The following is a 19,197-nucleotide window of genomic DNA, read 5'->3' on the forward strand; positions in this document are numbered from 1 at the left end:
ATGTCTTTCATAAAAAGATTCTTACCCCATATTTTTGTTGTCTTAGGTTTTATCATCGTTTCTTTAGTCTATTTTAATCCTGTTTTGAGTGGGAAGAAAATGAGACAGGGTGATATTGTTCAATATACCGGAATGGCACGACAACAAACTGATTTTAGGAATCAAACAGGAGAAGAGCCTTATTGGGCAGATAATGCATTTGGAGGAATGCCTACGTACCAGTTAGGAGCACAGTATCCTCATAGCTATATTAAGAAGTTGGATAGGTTAATTAGGTTTTTACCTAGACCGGCTGATTACTTGTTTTTATATTTTGTTGGTTTCTATATTTTACTACTAGTATTAAGAGTGGATTACAAACTTGCTTTTTTGGGCAGTTTGGCTTTTGGATTTTCGACATATTTTATAATTATAATTGGTGTGGGACATAATGCCAAGGCTCATGCTATTGGTTACATGCCTTTAGTTTTGAGTGGTATAATACTTACCTTTAGAAAAAAATATATTTGGGGGTTTCTGTTATTGGCTATATCCATGGCTTTAGAGATAGCAGCAAATCACTTTCAAATGACTTACTATTTATTTTTGTTAGTACTGGTATTGGGAGTTTCTTACTTAGTAGATGCATATCGGAAAAAGGAAATACCAAGTTATTTTAAGTCTATTGGAGTAATGATGGTAGCAGTATTATTTTCTATACTGCTTAATGCTACTAGTCTTTTGGCAACAAAAGAATACACACAATTTAGTACAAGGGGGGATACAGGTCTTACGATTCAATCCGATGGAAAAGAAAAGAAAAGCTCTGGATTAGATTTTGATTATATAACTCAGTATAGTTATGGTAAATTAGAGAGTTTTAATCTTTTTATCCCTCGTTTTATGGGAGGAGCGTCTTATGAAAATTTGGGTACAGATTCTAATGTTTATAAGGAATTACTTAGACTAGGAGTGTCTCCATCACAAGCAAAGTCATATACAGAACATGTGCAAACTTATTGGGGTGATCAACCAATTGTTGGGGCACCAGCATATATAGGTGCAACTGTATTGTTTTTATTTGTATTTGCATTGTTTTTGGTAAAAGGTAGATTGAAATGGTGGATTGTAGGAGGATCAATTTTGGCATTGTTATTATCCTGGGGGCATAATTTTAGCTTTCTAACCGAATTCTTTATCAACTTTTTTCCATTGTATAACAAGTTTAGGGCGGTGTCTTCTATACAAGTAATTATTGAATTATGCGTTCCTGTTTTGGCTATAATTGGAATCCATAAATTATTAAATGATTCTGTTATCCATGAAACAAAGATTAAAGCATTAAAGTACACAACAGCAATAGTAGGAGGAATAGCACTACTCTTTTTGTTGTTTAAATCTACTTTGTTTAATTTTAGTGGATTAGGTGATAGCATGCTCCTTGAGCAAGGTGGTCCAGATTATTTGAGGGCTATAAAAGAGGATAGAAAAGAGATATTTACTATCGATACTATACGTTCTTTAGTTTTAGTACTGCTAATAGCTTCAGGATGTTGGTTTTATTTAAAAGGAAAATTAAAAGAAAATCTACTTTTGGTAGGGTTGGGAGCGTTAATTGTTTTTGATCTGGTATTAGTAGATTGGAAATATGTTAATAATAGTAATTTTGTTTCATCAAGAGAGTTTAATAAACCTTTTATAGCGAATGAAGCGGATAAAGAAATTTTTAAGGATAAGGGACATTTTAGGGTATTTGATTTAACGGCAAATCCTTTTAATTCGGGTAGAGCTTCTTATTTTCATAATGCATTAGGCGGGTATCACGCTGCTAAACCTGGAAGAATACAAGATTTATTTGAGTTCTATCTAGCAAAGAATGACGTCGAGGTGATGAATATGTTTAATATAAAATATATTATCACACAAGATAAAGAAGGTGTCAAAGCTCTTACGAATCCTTATGCTAATGGAAATGCGTGGTTTGTTTCGACAATCAAACAAGTGGATTCTGCAAACGACGAAATTTTGGCTTTAAAAGATTTAGATATCAAAACAGAAGCTATTATCAATTCTAAATTTAAAGAGGAATTTCCTAAAACTAAATATTCGACTGATTCTTTGTCTTATATTACTTTAATAGATCACAAACCAAATCATTTGGTGTACGAATCGAATTCTAAGGAAGATGGTTTTGCCGTTTTTTCTGAGGTGTACTATCCTGGTTGGCAAGCATTAATTGATGGGAAACCTATGAGTCATGCTCAGGTGAATTATATTTTGAGAGGAATGCCTATTTCTGCAGGGAAACATAAAATTGAATTTAGATTCGAACCTCAAGTTATAAAAACAGGAAGTGTAATTACCCTTACTAGTTCGATCATTTTTATGTTAATATTGATTGGTGGGATATATTTTCAATATAAAAAGACTGGGAGTATACTTCCTTTGACACAAGAGGAGGATAAGTAAAAATATTGTGAAAGCCTTAATTATAACATATTATTGGCCACCAGCCGGAGGTCCGGGAGTACAACGATGGCTTAAGTTTGTAAAATACTTTAGGGATTTTGGTATTGAGCCAGTGGTTTATATTCCTGAGAATCCTACATATCCAATTGAAGATAGTTCTTTGTCTTCTGAAATTCCGGAGGGGATAGAGGTGTTATCGAGTCCTATTTTTGAACCTTATCAATTTGCACAGTTTTTTTCTAAAAAAGAGACAAAAACTATTAGTAAGGGAATCATTACAAATCGTAAAAAGCAATCTTTTATACAAAAACTATTGTTATACATACGGGGGAATTTTTTTATTCCTGATGCTCGGAAGTTTTGGGTAGCCCCTTCGGTTAAATATCTAAAAAAGTACCTATTAGAAAACAAAATTGATGTAATAATCACTACAGGTCCCCCTCATAGCGTACACTTGATAGGAAAAGAATTGAAAAATCAACTTGATGTGAAATGGTTGGCAGATTTTAGGGATCCTTGGACTACTATTGGCTATCACAATAAATTAAAACTTACAAAACGATCAATACGAAAACATAAATTATTAGAGAAAGAAGTGTTGAATACTGCCGACCATATTGTTGTTACAAGTTTTACCACTCAAAAGGAGTTTACCAATATTACCAAGACTCCAATTTCTGTAATAACCAATGGATATGATACAGAAACTCTTTCTAAAGTAGTTTTGGATACTAAATTTACAATTTCGCATATCGGATCTTTGTTATCAGGCAGGGATCCAAAATATCTTTGGAAAGCGTTGTATGATCTGACAAAGGAAAATGAAGAGTTTTCGGAGATGTTTCAGTTACAATTGGTCGGTGCAGTTAGTGCCGATGTTTTATCTTCAATAAAAGAAGCAGGATTATCAGATTTCTTAATAACAAAAGAGTATGTTCCTCATATAGAAGCAATATCAATCCAAAGAAATGCTCAGGTTTTATTATTAATCGAAATAGATAGTAAGCAAACTCGATGTATTATTCCTGGAAAATTATTTGAGTATATGGTATCGAGAAGACCTATTCTGGCAATTGGACCAGAAGGTGCTGATGTATCAAAGTTAATTACAGAAACAAATTCGGGGTGCTTTTTTGAATATCAGGAATATGATAAAATAAAAACACAAATACTTCAATATTTTACCCAGTTTCAAAACGGAGAATTAGCTTCTCACGTTATTGGAGTAGGAAAATATAGTAGAAAAGAACTGACCAAAACTCTATCAGGACTTCTAAAAGCTCTATAGATATAGAAAACCAAAGTTTATTCCTTTTTCATTTTTCATGGTTTATGGCATTTTACATTTAACTCTAAAAATGTAATAGTTCAATAATGCATTATTTTTTTGTAAAAGATATAGTGTTGATATCAAATATCAAGTAAAGTGCAGCGTATATCAAACAAGATACAGCGAATAAAAAGAACTCTCTTTCCTTACAGAACCTCTTGTTATGTTTGTTTTAAAATTTAAACAAATTAGAATAAAAACCATGAATTCTCTACGCTTTTTGAATAAGAAAATCCAAGAGCGCGCTTCAAAAAAAATAATGCAAAATGATGAAACTAAAACAAATTAAAGGAGATATAACGATCTTGTTACTGATGATTATATTAAGTGTTGGATGTAATAATGATGATGATATTCAGCCTACGGTAAGCCCAGATGAACCTCCTGTAGTTAATACAGCTCCAGAAATCAATGCTCAAACATTTACCGTAAAAGAAGATATCACGGATGATGTATTAATTGGTAAGGTGGTAGCTACAGATGTAGAGAATGACCCACTTACTTTTGTACTGACTAAAAATAACAATGACCTTTTTGAGATGACCAAAACTGGAGAGTTGAGTTTGGTAGCTGATAAAAAATTGGATTTTGAAACTACAACTACTTATACAATAACCGTAGAGGTTTCTGATGGAACACTTAAAGCTAGTGTGGATATTACAATAAGCGTTGAGGATGTTATAGAAGCCTTTATTACCCGCTGGAAGACCACAACGCCCTATGAAATAGTTACTATTGGACTAAACAAGGATATTACCTATGGCTTTACAATAGATTGGGGCGATGGTACTGTCGAAAAGAACCAAACTACTACAGCAAGCCATTCTTATGCAACTGTTGGGACACATAAAGTTGCTATATCCGGAGTATTTCCAATGTTTAGGATTACTGAAGGAGCAAACGTACTTGAGTCAATAGAGCAGTGGGGAGATAATACATGGGAATCTTTTGATGGGGCTTTTGCAGGTTGTGTAAACATGACTTATAATGCTGTAGACATACCAAACCTGTCAAAAGTTACAAACATGTCTGATATGTTTTCTGGTTGTGCTAAGTTTAATGCAGATCTCAATAATTGGGACGTAAGTACAGTTACTAATATGCATCAAATGTTTTCTAATTGTACTAGCTTTACTATAGGCCTTAATGGTTGGGATGTTAGTAATGTTATGGATATGGAGAGCATGTTTTACAGAGCTACTTCATTTAATGGAGATGTAAGCAAGTGGAGTGTTGCTAAAGTTACAAGTATGTTGGGAATGTTTTATGGCGCCACTGCTTTTAATGGAGATCTTAGTTCATGGGATGTAAGTAGTGTTGAAAAAATGGATTATATGTTTATTGGAGCTTCTTCTTTTAATGGAGATCTTAGTACATGGGATACGAGTAATGTTACAAGTGTATCTAGTATGTTTTCTGGTTGTGGTAAGTTTAATGCGGATCTTAGTAAATGGGATGTGAGTAAAGTTACCAATATGAGATCAATGTTTTTTGGAGCTATTTCTTTTGATAGTGATATAAGTGATTGGGATATACAAAATGTAACAACAATGGATGGGATGCTAGATAATACGAATCTGTCGACAACACATTATGATGCTTTACTCGTAAAATGGTCGGCTTTACCAAATTTAGAATCAAATGTAACCTTTGGGGTAGAGGGGTTAGTTTATTGTAATGCCTATACCGAGAGAATTAATTTGACCGATGGTAAACGATGGAGAATTGTTGGTGATATTAGTTGCCCTAGGTAAAGTTAATCTTTAATAATCATTTAAAAAGAGACTATTTAGTCTCTTTTTATGTTTTGATAGCTCTGTATTTTGTACTTTTGAAATTTGAAATTAAAAACCCTGATGAAGTCTAAGTATGGGAGTAGTAGTTAATCAGACTATAAGGAATATTATTATTACTTGTCTTGGATTTGGTATCGGAGCTGCAAATACCTTGTTTTTGTTTACCAATTTTATGGATGAAGAACATTATGGTTTGGTTTCGTATTTGATGACAGCATCTAATTTGATATGGCCCATTATAGCTTTTGGCACTCCAAATACTATCATTAAATTTTTTTCATCTTATTCTGATCAAGACCAGCAGGATAGGTTTTTGACCGTAATGTTAGTGTTTCCTTTTTTTATTGCTATTGCTGTCGGAGGGATAGGAGTTATTTTTTATTCTTCAATCCTTGATTTATTTAGTACTAAAAACACAATAGTCCAACCTTATGTGTGGACAATTTTTGTACTGGCTATTTCAGGTGCTTATTTTGAAGTATTTTTTGCTTGGTCAAAAGTAAAACTCAAAAGTGTTTTTGGAAATATAATGAAAGAATTGTTCTTAAGGGTATGTATCAGTATTCTTTTGATTTTAGTGTATTTTGAAATACTTACAATTTCTCAATTCATTTATGCACTAATGGCTGCATATATATTGCGTATGGTTGTTATGAAAATATACGCAATGGGGCTTTATCGTTTTAGTCCCCGTTTTTTGTTACCAGACAATTATGTCCCTGTATTCAAGTATTCTGCTTTGATATTAATTGCGGGATCTGTTGCCACTTTGTTGATTGATATGGACAAGACGATGATCGAACGGTATCTTCCTATAGAGAATGTAGCCAAGTATGGTATATGTGCCTATATAGCAAGTGTAATTATAATTCCGTCGAGGGCAATGCATCAAATAACGTATCCTTTGACAGCTAAGTTGCTTAATGAAAAAGCAAACGACAAATTAGAAAGTTTGTATAAAAAAAGTTCTTTGAACCTTTTAGTTACAAGCGGGTTGCTCTTCGTTTTAATTATTTGTAATGTACAGCAGCTTTTTAAAATTATTCCTAATGAATATGAGTTATTTATATGGGTAGTAGTTTTGATTGGATCAGCCAAATTATTTGATAACCTTTTGGGAAATAATAACTCAATTTTATACAGTTCTGATTATTATAGGATAGTGTTATATATTGGTGTAGGAATGGTTGTTATTACCGTGATTTTAAACATTCTTTGTATTCCGGTTTTTGGAGTTACTGGCGCCGCAATTGCTACGGTTATTGCAGTTTTTTGCTATAACTTGGCTAAGTTATGGATTGTTTATGCTAAGTTTAAAATGCACCCTTTCTCTAAGAAAACTATCATTTCTCTGGTACAAATTGTGGTTTTTACGTTTGGATTTTATTTTTGGGAACTACCATTTCACCCTATTTTCAATATAGTTCTTAAAAGTGTTTTAATTGGTATAGCATATGCAGGAGTAGTGTATGCTCTTAATATATCTAAAGATATTAACGATTTAATAAAGAAAATCCCTCGAGGTGCTTAAGCATTCAACTCTTGAGGGATTTTCTAACTAACCAACCAAAAAAATAAATATTTTTATGTCTTATTAACTTCTACTTCTAGAGGTACGAGAACGAGTGTTACTTGATCTTGATGCTCTACTATTAGAAGTGTTACTTCTTTGTCTTTTTACATTTGCTCTAGAAGAACTTGTTCCTCTATTATTACTACTATAACGACTATTATTAGAACGTTTTGTTACATTTCCAGAGTATTTTTTATTTGTATTTCTTTGTCTCTGAACCGGAGTACTTCTAGATATTGACCTCTTATTACTACTCTGATACCTTGATTTGCTATCTGTTCTAGGAGATCGGCTAGTTACCGTATTTCTGGTTCTTTGGGTCGTTTGCACATTTCTTCTAGGTGTTGCACTTCTATTATTTGATCGTACTCTCTGTTTTGGTTGTACAGATCTACTTGCCGTACGCGTTCTGGTATTAGGTGTTGTAGTACGCGTTCTACTTGTATTTGTAACTTTAGATCTACTTCTGTCTGTACTTCTAGTACCATAATTATTTGATCTATTTCTACTATTTGTACTTCTGTTGTTATAATTAGATCTGTTACGTGTTATTTTACTATAGTTACGATCATTTCTTTTATACATAGCCGTTCTGTGGCTTCTTGTTCTGTAGTTAAGACCTCTTGCTGTAGTGCCTCTATATCCTCTGTTGTAGCTTGATACTCGACTATGCGGTCTGTAGTAATTACGACTTCTGTATGGTCTAGTATAGTATCCATTATAATAGTTGCTTCTATAAGTTGTGTAAGAACATCTGTAAGGTGTATAGTATCTTCTGTATGGTCTATTGTATACAATACATCTTGTAACTACAGGAACGGTAAAGTAGGCATGAAAAGGTCTGTATTCATAATATCTGTTATAACGGTTGATGTATCCTGTACAGTTTAGAAAATTTCCATAACTGTTATAGTGTACATATAATCCACCTACTCTAGATATACGACCATAGTCATTATAATTAATGTAAATATCACCAGCCTGCGTAATTCTACCATAGTAATCATAAAAGATGGGTACGTTTTCTACTTGTACTACAGCTCCGTAATCATCATATTGTACATAAGCGTCATAATCATATCCAGAATTGAAACTTATATTTACTCCAGGAGTATTAACACCAATACGAACACCATTTCTACGACCATTGATATAAAAATCAAATTGTCCGTCTGCATACACCGAAAAATCGATTCCTCCTTCTGAGAAGATAAATGATTTCCCATAGTTATAATATCGAGCAGATGATTCTGTATTGGTTTCTGTTGCGTTAGCTGTGAATGAAGCTAACAATAAACCTGCAAAAAGTAAAACAAAATTTTTCATAATCTGTGATTTTAAAATTAGAATAGAAATTAATTTTCGATTCTCAATTTTATAGTATCAAGCAGCGTGCCAAAAAAATAAATTACTGATAAACAGTGGTGTATGTTTTTTTGCGAAGTTTGTTTTACAAGGACTTAAGATATATTTAGTTATTATGTCATAAAAAAAAGGAACAGGTATTACGATAGAAAGCTGTTTTTTATCACATCTCATTTTGGAAACAAACTCTTATCGATATTTGGAATTACCTGTAAAGCATTTTTATAGTATAATTTTCTCAATACTTCATCATCGAGATCTAGACCATACATTTTCCAAAAGGCATGATATCTTTTATAATATGGAAAATACTCATCTTTTGATTCTAAAACCCTAAAGTAAGTATAGTATTCTTCAGGATTCCACGAATCTTTTCCAAACATAATTCTATCTTGATATTTGGTAAGAAAAGCTTTTGCATGACGAGGTTGGCGACCCAATTCTGCAATGACAGCTCCGATCTCACTATACATATTTGGCATTTCATCCATGAGTTTTGCCAGCTTTGCTAGATCGTTTCCATACCAACCTAAATGTGCATTGATAAATTTAGTGTTTTTATGTTTTCTAAAAATATTATGTTGCTCTTGTATAATGGTCTCCCATGAACCTGTAACTTTTGAATCTCTTTTTCTTCTGGATCTTAGTTTAAGTTCTAACCAACGCTCATTTTGATTATCATGAGCATCCCAAAATGGTTTAGGGTCTGCAGAGTGTATTAAAACAGGGATTCCTAACTCACCACATTTTTCCCAAACAGGATCAATTCGAGGATCGTCAATTTTGATACGTTTTCCTTTACTATCTTTATTATCCATTCCTTGGCTTTTATAGATCTTTAATCCATTGGCTCCCATAGCTACATCTTTTTCTAATTGAGCTACTGTTTTTTTTGTCCAATCAGGATCATCAATTCCTGTAAGACGAATATTGGTAAATACAATAAACCTGTTTGGAAAATTTGTTTTTACATTTTCTAAAGATTTGTGTAAGTGTTCATCAGATCCTCTTCCTCTTCCAGATAAGTTTACCATTACCATCATATTGAGTTTATCCATTTCTGTAACGACTTCCTGTAGGTTTTGAGTTGGCATCCTAAATTGATGATTATGTACATCAATAAAAGGAAATTTTGCTTTTTTGATTTCGGTACCTGGAACAACGAGAGTAGATGGAGGATCATAATCCTCAAACTCCATTTTTTGAGCGGTCATTGAAGTTAAGGAGATGATAAATAGAAATAGGAGTGTTTTATGAAAATTCATACCGATAAGAATATATATTGAACAGAATAAATATAGGACAATCATCTTTTTTTGAAGAAAACTTAACAACACTTTATAAATAGAAGAACCCGCTACCAAATATATTAGGTAACGGGGTCTAAACAACTAACCAATTCTTAATTTATATCTTAATCATCATCATCATCATCATCATCGTCATCATTATGATGTTTTTTTATTCTTCTTCGGTTCTTATAGTAATGATCATCATCATCGTCGTCGTCATCGTCGTGATATTTTGGTTTCCAAGCTTTCTTGTAATATGGTCTATGTGTAATTGAACATCCATCAATCCCACAATATCCACAGCCATCATAATGCACATTACCTTCTGTATAATGTATTCGATCATATCTTTTGTAATAGATATATAATCCACCAATTCTATGCACTAATCCTCTTCGATTGTATCTTATTGAAATGGTTCCGATTCTACGTACCCTGTTATATCTATCGTAGTTGATATAATTTGGTCCTACTTTCTTTAATCTACCATAATAATCATATCTAATAAAGTTATTATATGGTCTATGGCGTTCATAGGAACCAGGCGCATTATAAACATTATTATTCCAACTATTGTGGGGTCTGTGCCTTCTTCTAAGAATTTTGTAATCAATACCTCCATCTGGGTAGACAAAAAACTTTATGCCACCTTCTATAAAGATTATAGGTTGTGCGTGGTGATAGCGTTTTGTAACCCTATCCTTATGATCCGAGTAATTTTGATCGGTCGCTTGTGCAGTTGTTCCTACTAGTAATAATACTGCAATAAAAAGTATCATTTTTTTCATAACTTACATGTTTTGGGTTTATGCCTACTTATTAGCTTTTCGGCTTTCGCTATTTGATTAGTACCTTCTCAAATCATGTGCCAAAAACATATAAGAAATGAAGAGTAATATTTAACTATTTGTTTTTGAGTTGTTTAATTATTTCTTTAGGATCAGCTCTTTCTTTATAATCTTCTTTAATAAAATCGTAGACAATTGTTCCATCTTGATCAATTATATAAGTTGCTGAGACTGGTAATTGTTGATTTTTGTTTCCATTGCTTTTTTCTAGATCAATGTTAAAACCTTTATATACCTCTATAAGGTCATCAGGTAATGAAAAGGCAAGATTAAATTCTTTTGCAATTTTGTTATCGATATCTGAAAGAACTTCAAAGCTTAAATTATTTTTTTCTGAAGTAGTTAATGAATTATCCGGAGTTTCTGGGCTAATTGCGATTAGTGTAGCGCCATATTTTTCGAACTCGTGTAATGATCGTTGTAGTGCAATTAGTTCCAGGTTACAATAAGGGCACCAACTTCCGCGATAAAAGGATAGTATAACTTTCTTATCTAATAAAACTTCCTGAACAGAGATGTTTTTATGCGCTGCATTCGGAAGTGTAATTTCTGGTATTAGATCTCCCGTTTTTAGGGCTTTGGAAATCATATTTGTATCCTTTAGAATTTGTATTCCGTTACTCATTACTTTACGAATATTCTCAGGATACTTTTTTGCAGATACTTCTGCACGAGCTTTTAGATCTTCGGTAAGTGACATTATATTTTGGTTTATAATTAGACACTTTTAGCCGAAGTGGCTATAATAACATTACATCAACATCTAATATAATAATGTTAATGTCTTAATATTATAATGAATTCACTCTTAGAAACAGTGTTGGATATGGTGATTTTTTATTTATAGTTTTTCTTTTAGAAATGTTGCTGTATACGATTCTTTGACTTTTACGATTTCTTCGGGTGAGCCTTTCGCAATAATATTTCCTCCATTTTTTCCACCTTCGAGCCCTAGGTCAATGATATAATCTGCGCATTTAACAAGATCAAGGTTATGTTCTATAACCAGAATAGAATGTCCTTTGGATATTAGTTCATTAAAAGATTTGAGTAGTTTTTTGATATCATGAAAATGTAGACCGGTAGTGGGTTCATCAAATATAAAGAGTGCTTTATCCTTTGTATTACCTTTTACCAAGAAAGAGGCAAGTTTGATTCTTTGTGCTTCACCACCGGATAGGGTAGAAGAACTTTGTCCTAACTGCACGTACCCAAGACCAACATCTTGTAGAGGTTGAAGCTTTCTTTGGATTTTGGTTTGGTTGTGTTCAGTAAAGAAATCAATTGCATTATCAATAGTCATAGAGAGGATATCATGAATATTCTTATCATGAAATGTCACTTCAAGAACGTCTTTTTTGAATCTTTTTCCGCCGCAGGTTTCACATTCGAGATGTACATCTGCCATAAACTGCATTTCGATGGTAACTTCTCCTTCTCCTTTACAGGTTTCACATCTACCTCCATCTACATTAAAAGAAAAGTGTTTTGCTTTATAATTACGTATTCCGGATAGTTTTTGAGTAGCGAATAGGTTACGAATATCATCATAAGCTTTGATATAAGTAACAGGGTTGGAGCGAGAAGATCGACCAATAGGGTTTTGATCTACAAATTCTACATGTTTAATATTGCTATAATTTCCCTTTAGTTCAGTAAATTCTCCAGCTTTTTCACCATACCCACCTAATTGTTTTAAGACAGAGGGGTATATAATTTTTTTGACCAATGTACTTTTACCACTCCCGGATACTCCTGTTATGGCTGTAAACATTCCAAGTGGAATTTTTACATCTATATTTTTTAAATTATTTTCCCGGGCACCAATAATCTCTAGATAATATTTTGAGGTTCTTCGGGTTTTAGGGACTTCAATTTGAAGAGTTCCATTAAGATATTTTGCGGTAAGAGAATCTGCTTTAAGAATCTCATCAAAGGTGCCTGTAGCTACTACATGTCCTCCATATGTTCCTGCCTCTGGACCAATATCAATGATTTCATCGGCAGCTAGCATAATATCTTCATCATGTTCTACAACAATTACAGTATTGCCTAAATCTCGGAGTGATTGTAGTACTTTTATTAGTTTTTCAGTGTCTTTTGGATGTAATCCTATACTAGGTTCATCCAAAATATACATGGAGCCAACAAGGCTACTACCTAATGATGTTGCTAGATTGATACGTTGGGACTCTCCTCCGGATAACGTATTAGATTTTCTATTAAGTGTTAAATATTCTAACCCCACATTTTGTAAGAATTCTAATCGGCTGTTTATTTCTTTGAGAAGACGTTTAGCAATTTTAGAGTCATATTTATCAAGAGTTAGGTTTTTGAAGAAAACTGCTAATTCATTTAATGGCTTCTCGACTAGATCTGTTAACGTAGCTTCTGCAATTTTTACATAATCAGCTTCTTTTCTCAGTCGTTTTCCTTTGCAAGTAGTACATTTTGTTTTTCCACGATAGCGAGACAGCATTACACGATTTTGAATTTTATATGCTTTTGCTTCTAGTTCTTCAAAAAAACCAGTAATTCCTTCAAAGTACTCATTTCCTTTCCAAAGGAGCTCTTTGTCCTTGTCAGATAATTCAAAATAGGGTTTATGAATAGGGAAATCAAACTTATACGCGTTATTTACCAGTTGATCTTTGTACCATCCTATACTATCTCCTTTCCAGGGAAAAACGGCTCCCTCAAAAACACTTAATGAGGTATTGGGAACAACCAAATCTTCATCAATACCAATAACATCTCCATATCCTTCACATTCCGGACATGCCCCATAAGGGTTATTGAAGCTAAATAGGTGAATGTTTGGTTCTAAGAAAGATATTCCGTCTAATTCAAATTTATTACTAAACTGTCTTTGATTGCCATCATTTAGAGTTTCTATAAAACAAGTTCCTTTTCCTTCAAAAAAAGCAGAATCTATAGCGTCAGCGAGGCGATTAAAAAAATCTTCTTCATCTCTTTTTATGATTCTGTCAATAACGAGATAGTACTTTTCTTTTTCATTAATAATCACTTCTTCTATTCTGGATACAGCACCGTTACTCTTTATTCTTGCATATCCTTGCTGTTGTAAGACTTTTAGTTTTCCTTCTAGTGTACGACCTTCTTCTATATGAATTGGAGCAAGTAGCAGTAGTTTTTCGCCATCATTAAAAGTTTTTACATATTCTATAACATCGGTAACTCTGTCTTTTTTTACTTGGTTTCCCGAAATAGGGGAGTACGTTTTTCCAATTCTTGCAAAGAGCAGCTTTAGATAATCATAAATCTCTGTGGTAGTACCAACTGTTGATCGTGGATTGGTAGAATTAACTTTTTGTTCTATAGCTATTGCAGGGGCAATACCTTTGATATAATCTACTTTGGGTTTATTAAGCCGTCCAAGGAATTGTCTTGCATAAGAAGATAGACTCTCAACATATCTACGTTGCCCTTCTGCATACAAAGTATCAAAAGCAAGACTAGACTTCCCAGAACCAGATAACCCAGTAATTACAACTAGCTTGTTTCTAGGTATAACAGCATCTAAATCTTTCAGATTGTGAAGCTTAGCTCCTTTGATGATTATATTTTCTTTTGGATCTACGGTTGTAATGTCTTGAATCATAGTAAATACGCGGTAAGAGCGCAAAGATAAGGATTACTATAAAAGTATAATACACTATGTATATTGAAAGTTTAGTTAAAAAAATTAACAGGAAATTGTTTGAAATTAAATGATTGTTACTATATTAGCCCCTCATAAAGAATCAAAAAATTAAACAAAACTGCCTATAGCATACCTTTACTTTTAAAGTTTAACATAGCACGAGCCCCAAGCTTGTTGGTACTAAAATAAAGTCTAGGTATGAAAAATTACACCCTGTCAGACGCAGTTCTGGTTAATAACTACATTAAAGGAGACGAATGTGCTCTTTCTGTTCTAATTGAACGTCATAAGCAACGTATTTATAGTTTTATATACTCTAAAGTTTTTGATAGAGACATTTCTGAAGATATTTTTCAGGACACTTTTATTAAAGTAATTCGTACTTTAAAGAATGGTAAATATAATGAAGAAGGTAAATTTCTTCCTTGGGTAATGCGTATTGCTCATAATTTGGTGATTGATCATTTTAGAAAAGGGAATCGTATGCCAAAATTTGAAGATAACGGAGAGTTTAGTATTTTTTCTGTTATCAGTGATGGAAACCTTAATGCAGAGAAGAGATTGATAAAAGATCAGGTTGAAGAGGATTTAAGAAATTTAATCCAAGAACTACCAGATGATCAGAAAGAAGTGCTAATTATGCGTATGTATCGGGATATGAGCTTCAAAGAAATATCTGATAAAACAGGTGTTAGTATTAATACTGCTTTAGGTAGAATGAGATATGCTCTAATTAACCTAAGAAAGGTAATAGAGAAAAATAACATTGTTTTAACGAATTAATAATTTTTTTATACAATAAAGTATAATTAGTGCCGTTATCATCTTATAATATTTTAAATAAGATCATATAATATGGCAAAATTTTACTTTAAGTCTTCAAGAAAAGAAGAAAAACATTTAGTACCAAATAGAAGAACAATAGATTTTCTTCTTAATTATTCAAAATCGTTACAAGTGGTAGAATACCAAAAAATTAAATTCGAAACGATTTTAAACTAAACATATAAAAGCCTATTTTTTAATAGGCTTTTTTCCTTTTTGGTATTCATCAAGAACCGTTTTTCTACCGATAGTTTTGGTAATTATATCTTTTTCAAGATCCCAGCCTCTTGCAGGAGAGTATTCTCTTCCATACCATATGATCTGAAGGTGTAAATCATTCCATAGCTCTTTTGGAAATAATCTTTTGGCATCTTTCTCTGTCTGAGTCACGTTTTTGCCATTCGTAAACCCCCAGCGATACATTAGACGGTGGATATGAGTATCTACAGGAAATGCTGGTACTCCAAAAGCCTGTGACATAACAACACTAGCAGTTTTATGACCCACTGCTGGTAATGCCTCTAGAGCTTCAAAACTTTGGGGAACCTCTCCGTTGTGTTCATTTATCAGAATATGTGATAATTCATAAATCCCTTTAGATTTCATAGGGCTCAAACCAACAGGTTTTATGATTTCTCTAATTTCTTCTACAGAGAGTCTAATCATCGCATGTGGATTATCTGCCCGTTCAAAGAGAAGAGGAGTAATCTTATTAACTCTTACATCTGTACTTTGAGCACTCATCAATACGGCTATTAGCAAAGTATAAGGGTCTTTATGATCTAATGGAATTGGTATTCTAGGGTATAGTTCCTTAAGTGTCTGTATAGTAAAATCTACTTTTTCTTGTTTAGTCATATCTCGAGCTTAATTTGTACTAATGTATGAAATAATGAAATTTTGGAATTAATAGAAAAGATTAAATTTTCTTGAAAAGTTGTTTTTTGTAGAATGGGTAAGATTATCAAATAAAAATTGGGGAACCAAGCTATTTTGCATTAATGATTTTCAGTAGGCTTTCTTTTTTTCTAGTTGCTAAAGGAACTTTGCTTTTATCCTTTAAAACAAGAAAGTCTCCGTCTCGTTTGTCATACCTTAATAAATAATCTAGATTAATCAAGTGAGATTGATGGCATCTAAAAAAATGCTGAGAAGAAAGGATGTTTTCATAATCCTTAAGACCTTTGGATACTAATAGATTATCCTGCCCATTGATAAAAAATTTTGTGTAACTCCCATTCGCTTCGAGATGAATGATATCTTTAATAGATACGATTTGAATACCATATTTATCCTTTAGAATTAACTGTGTAGGTTCTTTTGATTGACTACTAATGTTATTTATAAGTGTTTGTACTCTTTGTTGTGTTTTGTGATGTTCAAATTCGGATTTTGCTTTCTCCACGGCTTCGACTAATTCTTCTGGGTCAATAGGTTTAAGTATATAATCTAGCGCACTTGATTTGATAGCTCTCAGTGCATATTTTTCATGAGAGGAAACAAATATTACTTGAAAACTAATCTCTGGTAACTTTTGTAGTAAATCAAATCCGTTACCATCGGGCATTTCTATATCCAAAAACATGAGGTCAGGTTGGCTGGCACTAATCGTAGCTATTCCTTCGGCAACATTTGAGGCTTGACCTATAAGTTGTATATCGGGACAATACTCATTAAGTAGGTTTAAAAAACTTTTTCTGGCAGATGGGTTATCTTCTATAAGGATTGCTTTCATTTATAAATATTGAAATGGTAAATTAAAGGTTACTTGGGTACCTTGCGAAAGATCTTGGATATCAAATGAAATTCTTTTCTTTTGCATTCGACGATAGAGGTCAATTCTTTCTGTTGTGATTTTTATAGCGTGAGACTCGTGATTTTTGCGTTTTATGCTCATAGCTTCTTCTATTCCTGATCCATTATCAGATATTTTTAAAACCAGATGATCTTTTTCAACAGAAAAACAGATACGAATAATTGCCCCTTCTTTTATAGAAGAAAAACCATGTTCTATTGCATTTTCAATAAATGGTTGTGCAAACATTGGAGGGATTGTAATTTCATCACTTAACAAACCATCTTCTACTTCTATTTTAAAATTAAAGGGATATTCTCGTTTTAAGTTCTGGATGCTTAAATAGTTATCCAGCATGTTTATTTCCTGTTCTAGGCTAATGAATTCGGTTCTAGAGTTATCTAAAACTTGCCTGATTAGCTTAGAGAATTTTACCAAATACATACTTGCTTGCCTGGCATCTCCTTGATTCATAAAATCCTGGATAGAAGTCATGGCATTAAAAATAAAATGTGGATTCATTTGTACACGCAATAGGTTTTGTTCTATGTTTTGTGCTTTTTGCTTTAATGCTAAACGTTTTTGTCTACTTATCAAATATAGGATCAATCCAAGTAATAATAAAACTATACAAATGGCACCAAAGATGGTTTTGTTAAAATTAGCTTGTTTTAGTTGAAGAGATTGGATTGAGGCTTGCTGAGCTAGGCTTTTAATTTTCTGTTCTTTTTTTTCGGTTTCATACTGCACTTGTAATTGAGAGATTTGTTTTGATTTTTCTTTACCTAATAATGAGTCATAGGTAGAATGATACATCTCGTAGTTCTCTAATGCTAATTTGTAATTTCCTAAAGCTTTATGAGTGTCTGATAATAATTTAGTACCGTATCTAAGTGCACTTAAATACCCAAGTTCTTTGGATAGGTTAACCCCTTGGCTAAGGTATTTTGTAGCGCCAAGATAATTTCCTAAGCGTAATTGAACTTCTCCTAAGGCATTAAAAGTTTTTGCCATAATTGGCTTGTTACCGATTTCTTGGCTATTACTTAAGGCTTTTTCATAATAATGTGTTGATTGGAGGTAGTTTTCTTGAGCCAAATAAACATTTCCGATATTTAAAAAACTTGAAGCTAAGCCTCTTTTGTCTTTTATTTCTTCTCTTATTTTGATGGCTTTTTGGTGATACTCAAGAGCTTTGGGGTAGTTTTTTTTACGATAGTATATAATCGCAATATTATTGCAACTCGATGAAACACCACGTTTTAGCCCTAGTTTTTCTTTAATTTGCAATGATTTATGGTAATGTTCTAGTGCCTTTACATACTTTCCTTGTTCATGATAGATACCACCAATGTTATTATAACTTCTTGCTGTTCCCTTTTGATCTTCTAATTCTTGACTAATTTTTAAAGCTTTAAAATTATATGATAGGGCTTTAGTATAATTACCTTGCTTCACATAGTTTATACCTATATTAAGGTAAGTTGAAGCTAAGTCTCTTTTGTGCCCTGATTTTTCGATTATCTCAAGTGATTTAAGGTGATAAACAAGGGCATTGTCAAAATCACCTTGTTTAGAATATATAATACCCATGTTCGTATAAATCTTTGAAACTAGATTTATGTGATTAGAATCTTCTATCAATTCTAAAGCTTGGGTCAGATAGTCTAGGGCTTTTGGGTAATTAGCTTGATTATAATAAATACGACTTACCCCTACATAGGCATCTGCAATATCTTTATCTTTTTTTAGTTTTTTTCTTACCTCAATAAGTTTTTCATAGTAATCTAGTGCTTTTGAATAGTTCCCTTGGTCGTTGTAGATTGTTCCTAAACCACTATACATTTTTGCATACCCATTTAGGTAATTGGTTTTTTCTATAAGAGGCAGGGTTTTCCTAAAGATATCAATAGCTCTTTTATACCTTCCAAATTTCATGTTGGTCCATGCAATCTGATGATAAGAATCGATAGAACCTTCAGAATACTTTATTTGTTTTGCTATTTTGATGGCAAGATTAGAAAAATAGATAGTTTTAGTAGAATCAGACTCTGCATGTTCTATTGCAAGAAAATTGTATATATCTACTTTTTCTTTCTCTGTAATTTTTGTTTTTAAGACTTGTAAAAGAGAATCAATTCTTGTTTGATTTTGAGAAAAGACATTAAGTGCAAAGAGGTGTATAAAGACGACTAGCGTAATTTTTTTCATGCTAAAAATTATGAGTTGAAATCAATGTGAGGGATTATGAATAGGTTGGT

13 protein-coding genes are annotated in these 19,197 nt (G+C 32.6%); 5 read left to right on the forward strand and 8 right to left on the reverse strand.

Annotation, left to right across the window (positions count from 1 at the left end; translation table 11 throughout):
* From C1X07_RS00565 to C1X07_RS00580, 4 genes are all read left to right on the forward strand, one after another.
* Positions 1–2,448, forward strand: a complete 2,448-nt coding sequence (locus C1X07_RS00565) for a YfhO family protein (RefSeq protein WP_103068032.1) — start codon at positions 1–3, stop codon at positions 2,446–2,448.
* A gap of 4 nt (positions 2,449–2,452) precedes the next feature.
* Positions 2,453–3,736, forward strand: a complete 1,284-nt coding sequence (locus tag C1X07_RS00570; protein WP_103068033.1) for a glycosyltransferase family 4 protein — start codon at positions 2,453–2,455, stop codon at positions 3,734–3,736.
* Between the two features lie 308 nt (positions 3,737–4,044).
* The gene (locus C1X07_RS00575; RefSeq protein WP_103068034.1) at positions 4,045–5,532 is read left to right on the forward strand and encodes a BspA family leucine-rich repeat surface protein; all 1,488 of its coding nucleotides are present in this window, start codon (positions 4,045–4,047) and stop codon (positions 5,530–5,532) included.
* Between the two features lie 115 nt (positions 5,533–5,647).
* A complete protein-coding gene (locus C1X07_RS00580; protein WP_103068035.1) occupies positions 5,648–7,105 on the forward strand; it encodes an oligosaccharide flippase family protein in 1,458 nt (485 codons plus the stop codon).
* 63 nt (positions 7,106–7,168) lie between these two features.
* Here C1X07_RS00580 and C1X07_RS00585 read toward each other — a convergent pair whose 3' ends face one another.
* From C1X07_RS00585 to uvrA, 5 genes are all read right to left on the reverse strand, one after another.
* A complete protein-coding gene (locus C1X07_RS00585) occupies positions 7,169–8,473 on the reverse strand; it encodes a hypothetical protein (RefSeq protein ID WP_103068036.1) in 1,305 nt (434 codons plus the stop codon).
* Positions 8,474–8,682: 209 nt separating this feature from the next.
* Positions 8,683–9,777, reverse strand: coding sequence for an amidohydrolase family protein (locus C1X07_RS00590; RefSeq protein WP_103068037.1), 1,095 nt, complete (start codon positions 9,775–9,777; stop codon positions 8,683–8,685).
* 149 nt (positions 9,778–9,926) lie between these two features.
* On the reverse strand, positions 9,927–10,592 hold the full coding sequence (locus C1X07_RS00595) for a hypothetical protein (RefSeq protein ID WP_103068038.1): 666 nt from the start codon (positions 10,590–10,592) through the stop codon (positions 9,927–9,929).
* A gap of 115 nt (positions 10,593–10,707) precedes the next feature.
* Positions 10,708–11,352 (reverse strand): peroxiredoxin-like family protein, encoded by a 645-nt coding sequence (locus C1X07_RS00600; protein ID WP_103068039.1) that lies wholly within the window; start codon positions 11,350–11,352, stop codon positions 10,708–10,710.
* Positions 11,353–11,493: 141 nt separating this feature from the next.
* Positions 11,494–14,274 (reverse strand): excinuclease ABC subunit UvrA, encoded by a 2,781-nt coding sequence (gene uvrA, locus C1X07_RS00605; protein ID WP_103068040.1) that lies wholly within the window; start codon positions 14,272–14,274, stop codon positions 11,494–11,496.
* 240 nt (positions 14,275–14,514) lie between these two features.
* Between uvrA and C1X07_RS00610 the strand changes: the two genes are divergently transcribed.
* On the forward strand, positions 14,515–15,099 hold the full coding sequence (locus C1X07_RS00610) for an RNA polymerase sigma factor (protein WP_103068041.1): 585 nt from the start codon (positions 14,515–14,517) through the stop codon (positions 15,097–15,099).
* 231 nt (positions 15,100–15,330) lie between these two features.
* Here the strand turns inward: C1X07_RS00610 and C1X07_RS00615 are convergent, their stop codons facing one another.
* The 3 genes from C1X07_RS00615 to C1X07_RS00625 all read right to left on the reverse strand — a co-directional run bounded on the left by C1X07_RS00615 (position 15,331) and on the right by C1X07_RS00625 (position 19,147).
* Positions 15,331–15,999, reverse strand: coding sequence for an endonuclease III domain-containing protein (locus tag C1X07_RS00615; RefSeq protein WP_103068042.1), 669 nt, complete (start codon positions 15,997–15,999; stop codon positions 15,331–15,333).
* Positions 16,000–16,129: 130 nt separating this feature from the next.
* Positions 16,130–16,876 carry a LytR/AlgR family response regulator transcription factor gene (locus C1X07_RS00620; RefSeq protein WP_103068043.1) on the reverse strand — a complete coding sequence of 249 codons (747 nt, stop codon included), beginning with the start codon at positions 16,874–16,876 and terminating at the stop codon, positions 16,130–16,132.
* Complete coding sequence (locus C1X07_RS00625; protein WP_103068044.1) at positions 16,877–19,147, reverse strand: tetratricopeptide repeat protein; 2,271 nt, start codon at positions 19,145–19,147, stop codon at positions 16,877–16,879.
* Positions 19,148–19,197: the final 50 nt, after the last annotated feature.

Source organism: Aquimarina sediminis (assembly GCF_002895435.1).
GTDB lineage: Bacteria > Bacteroidota > Bacteroidia > Flavobacteriales > Flavobacteriaceae > Aquimarina > Aquimarina sediminis.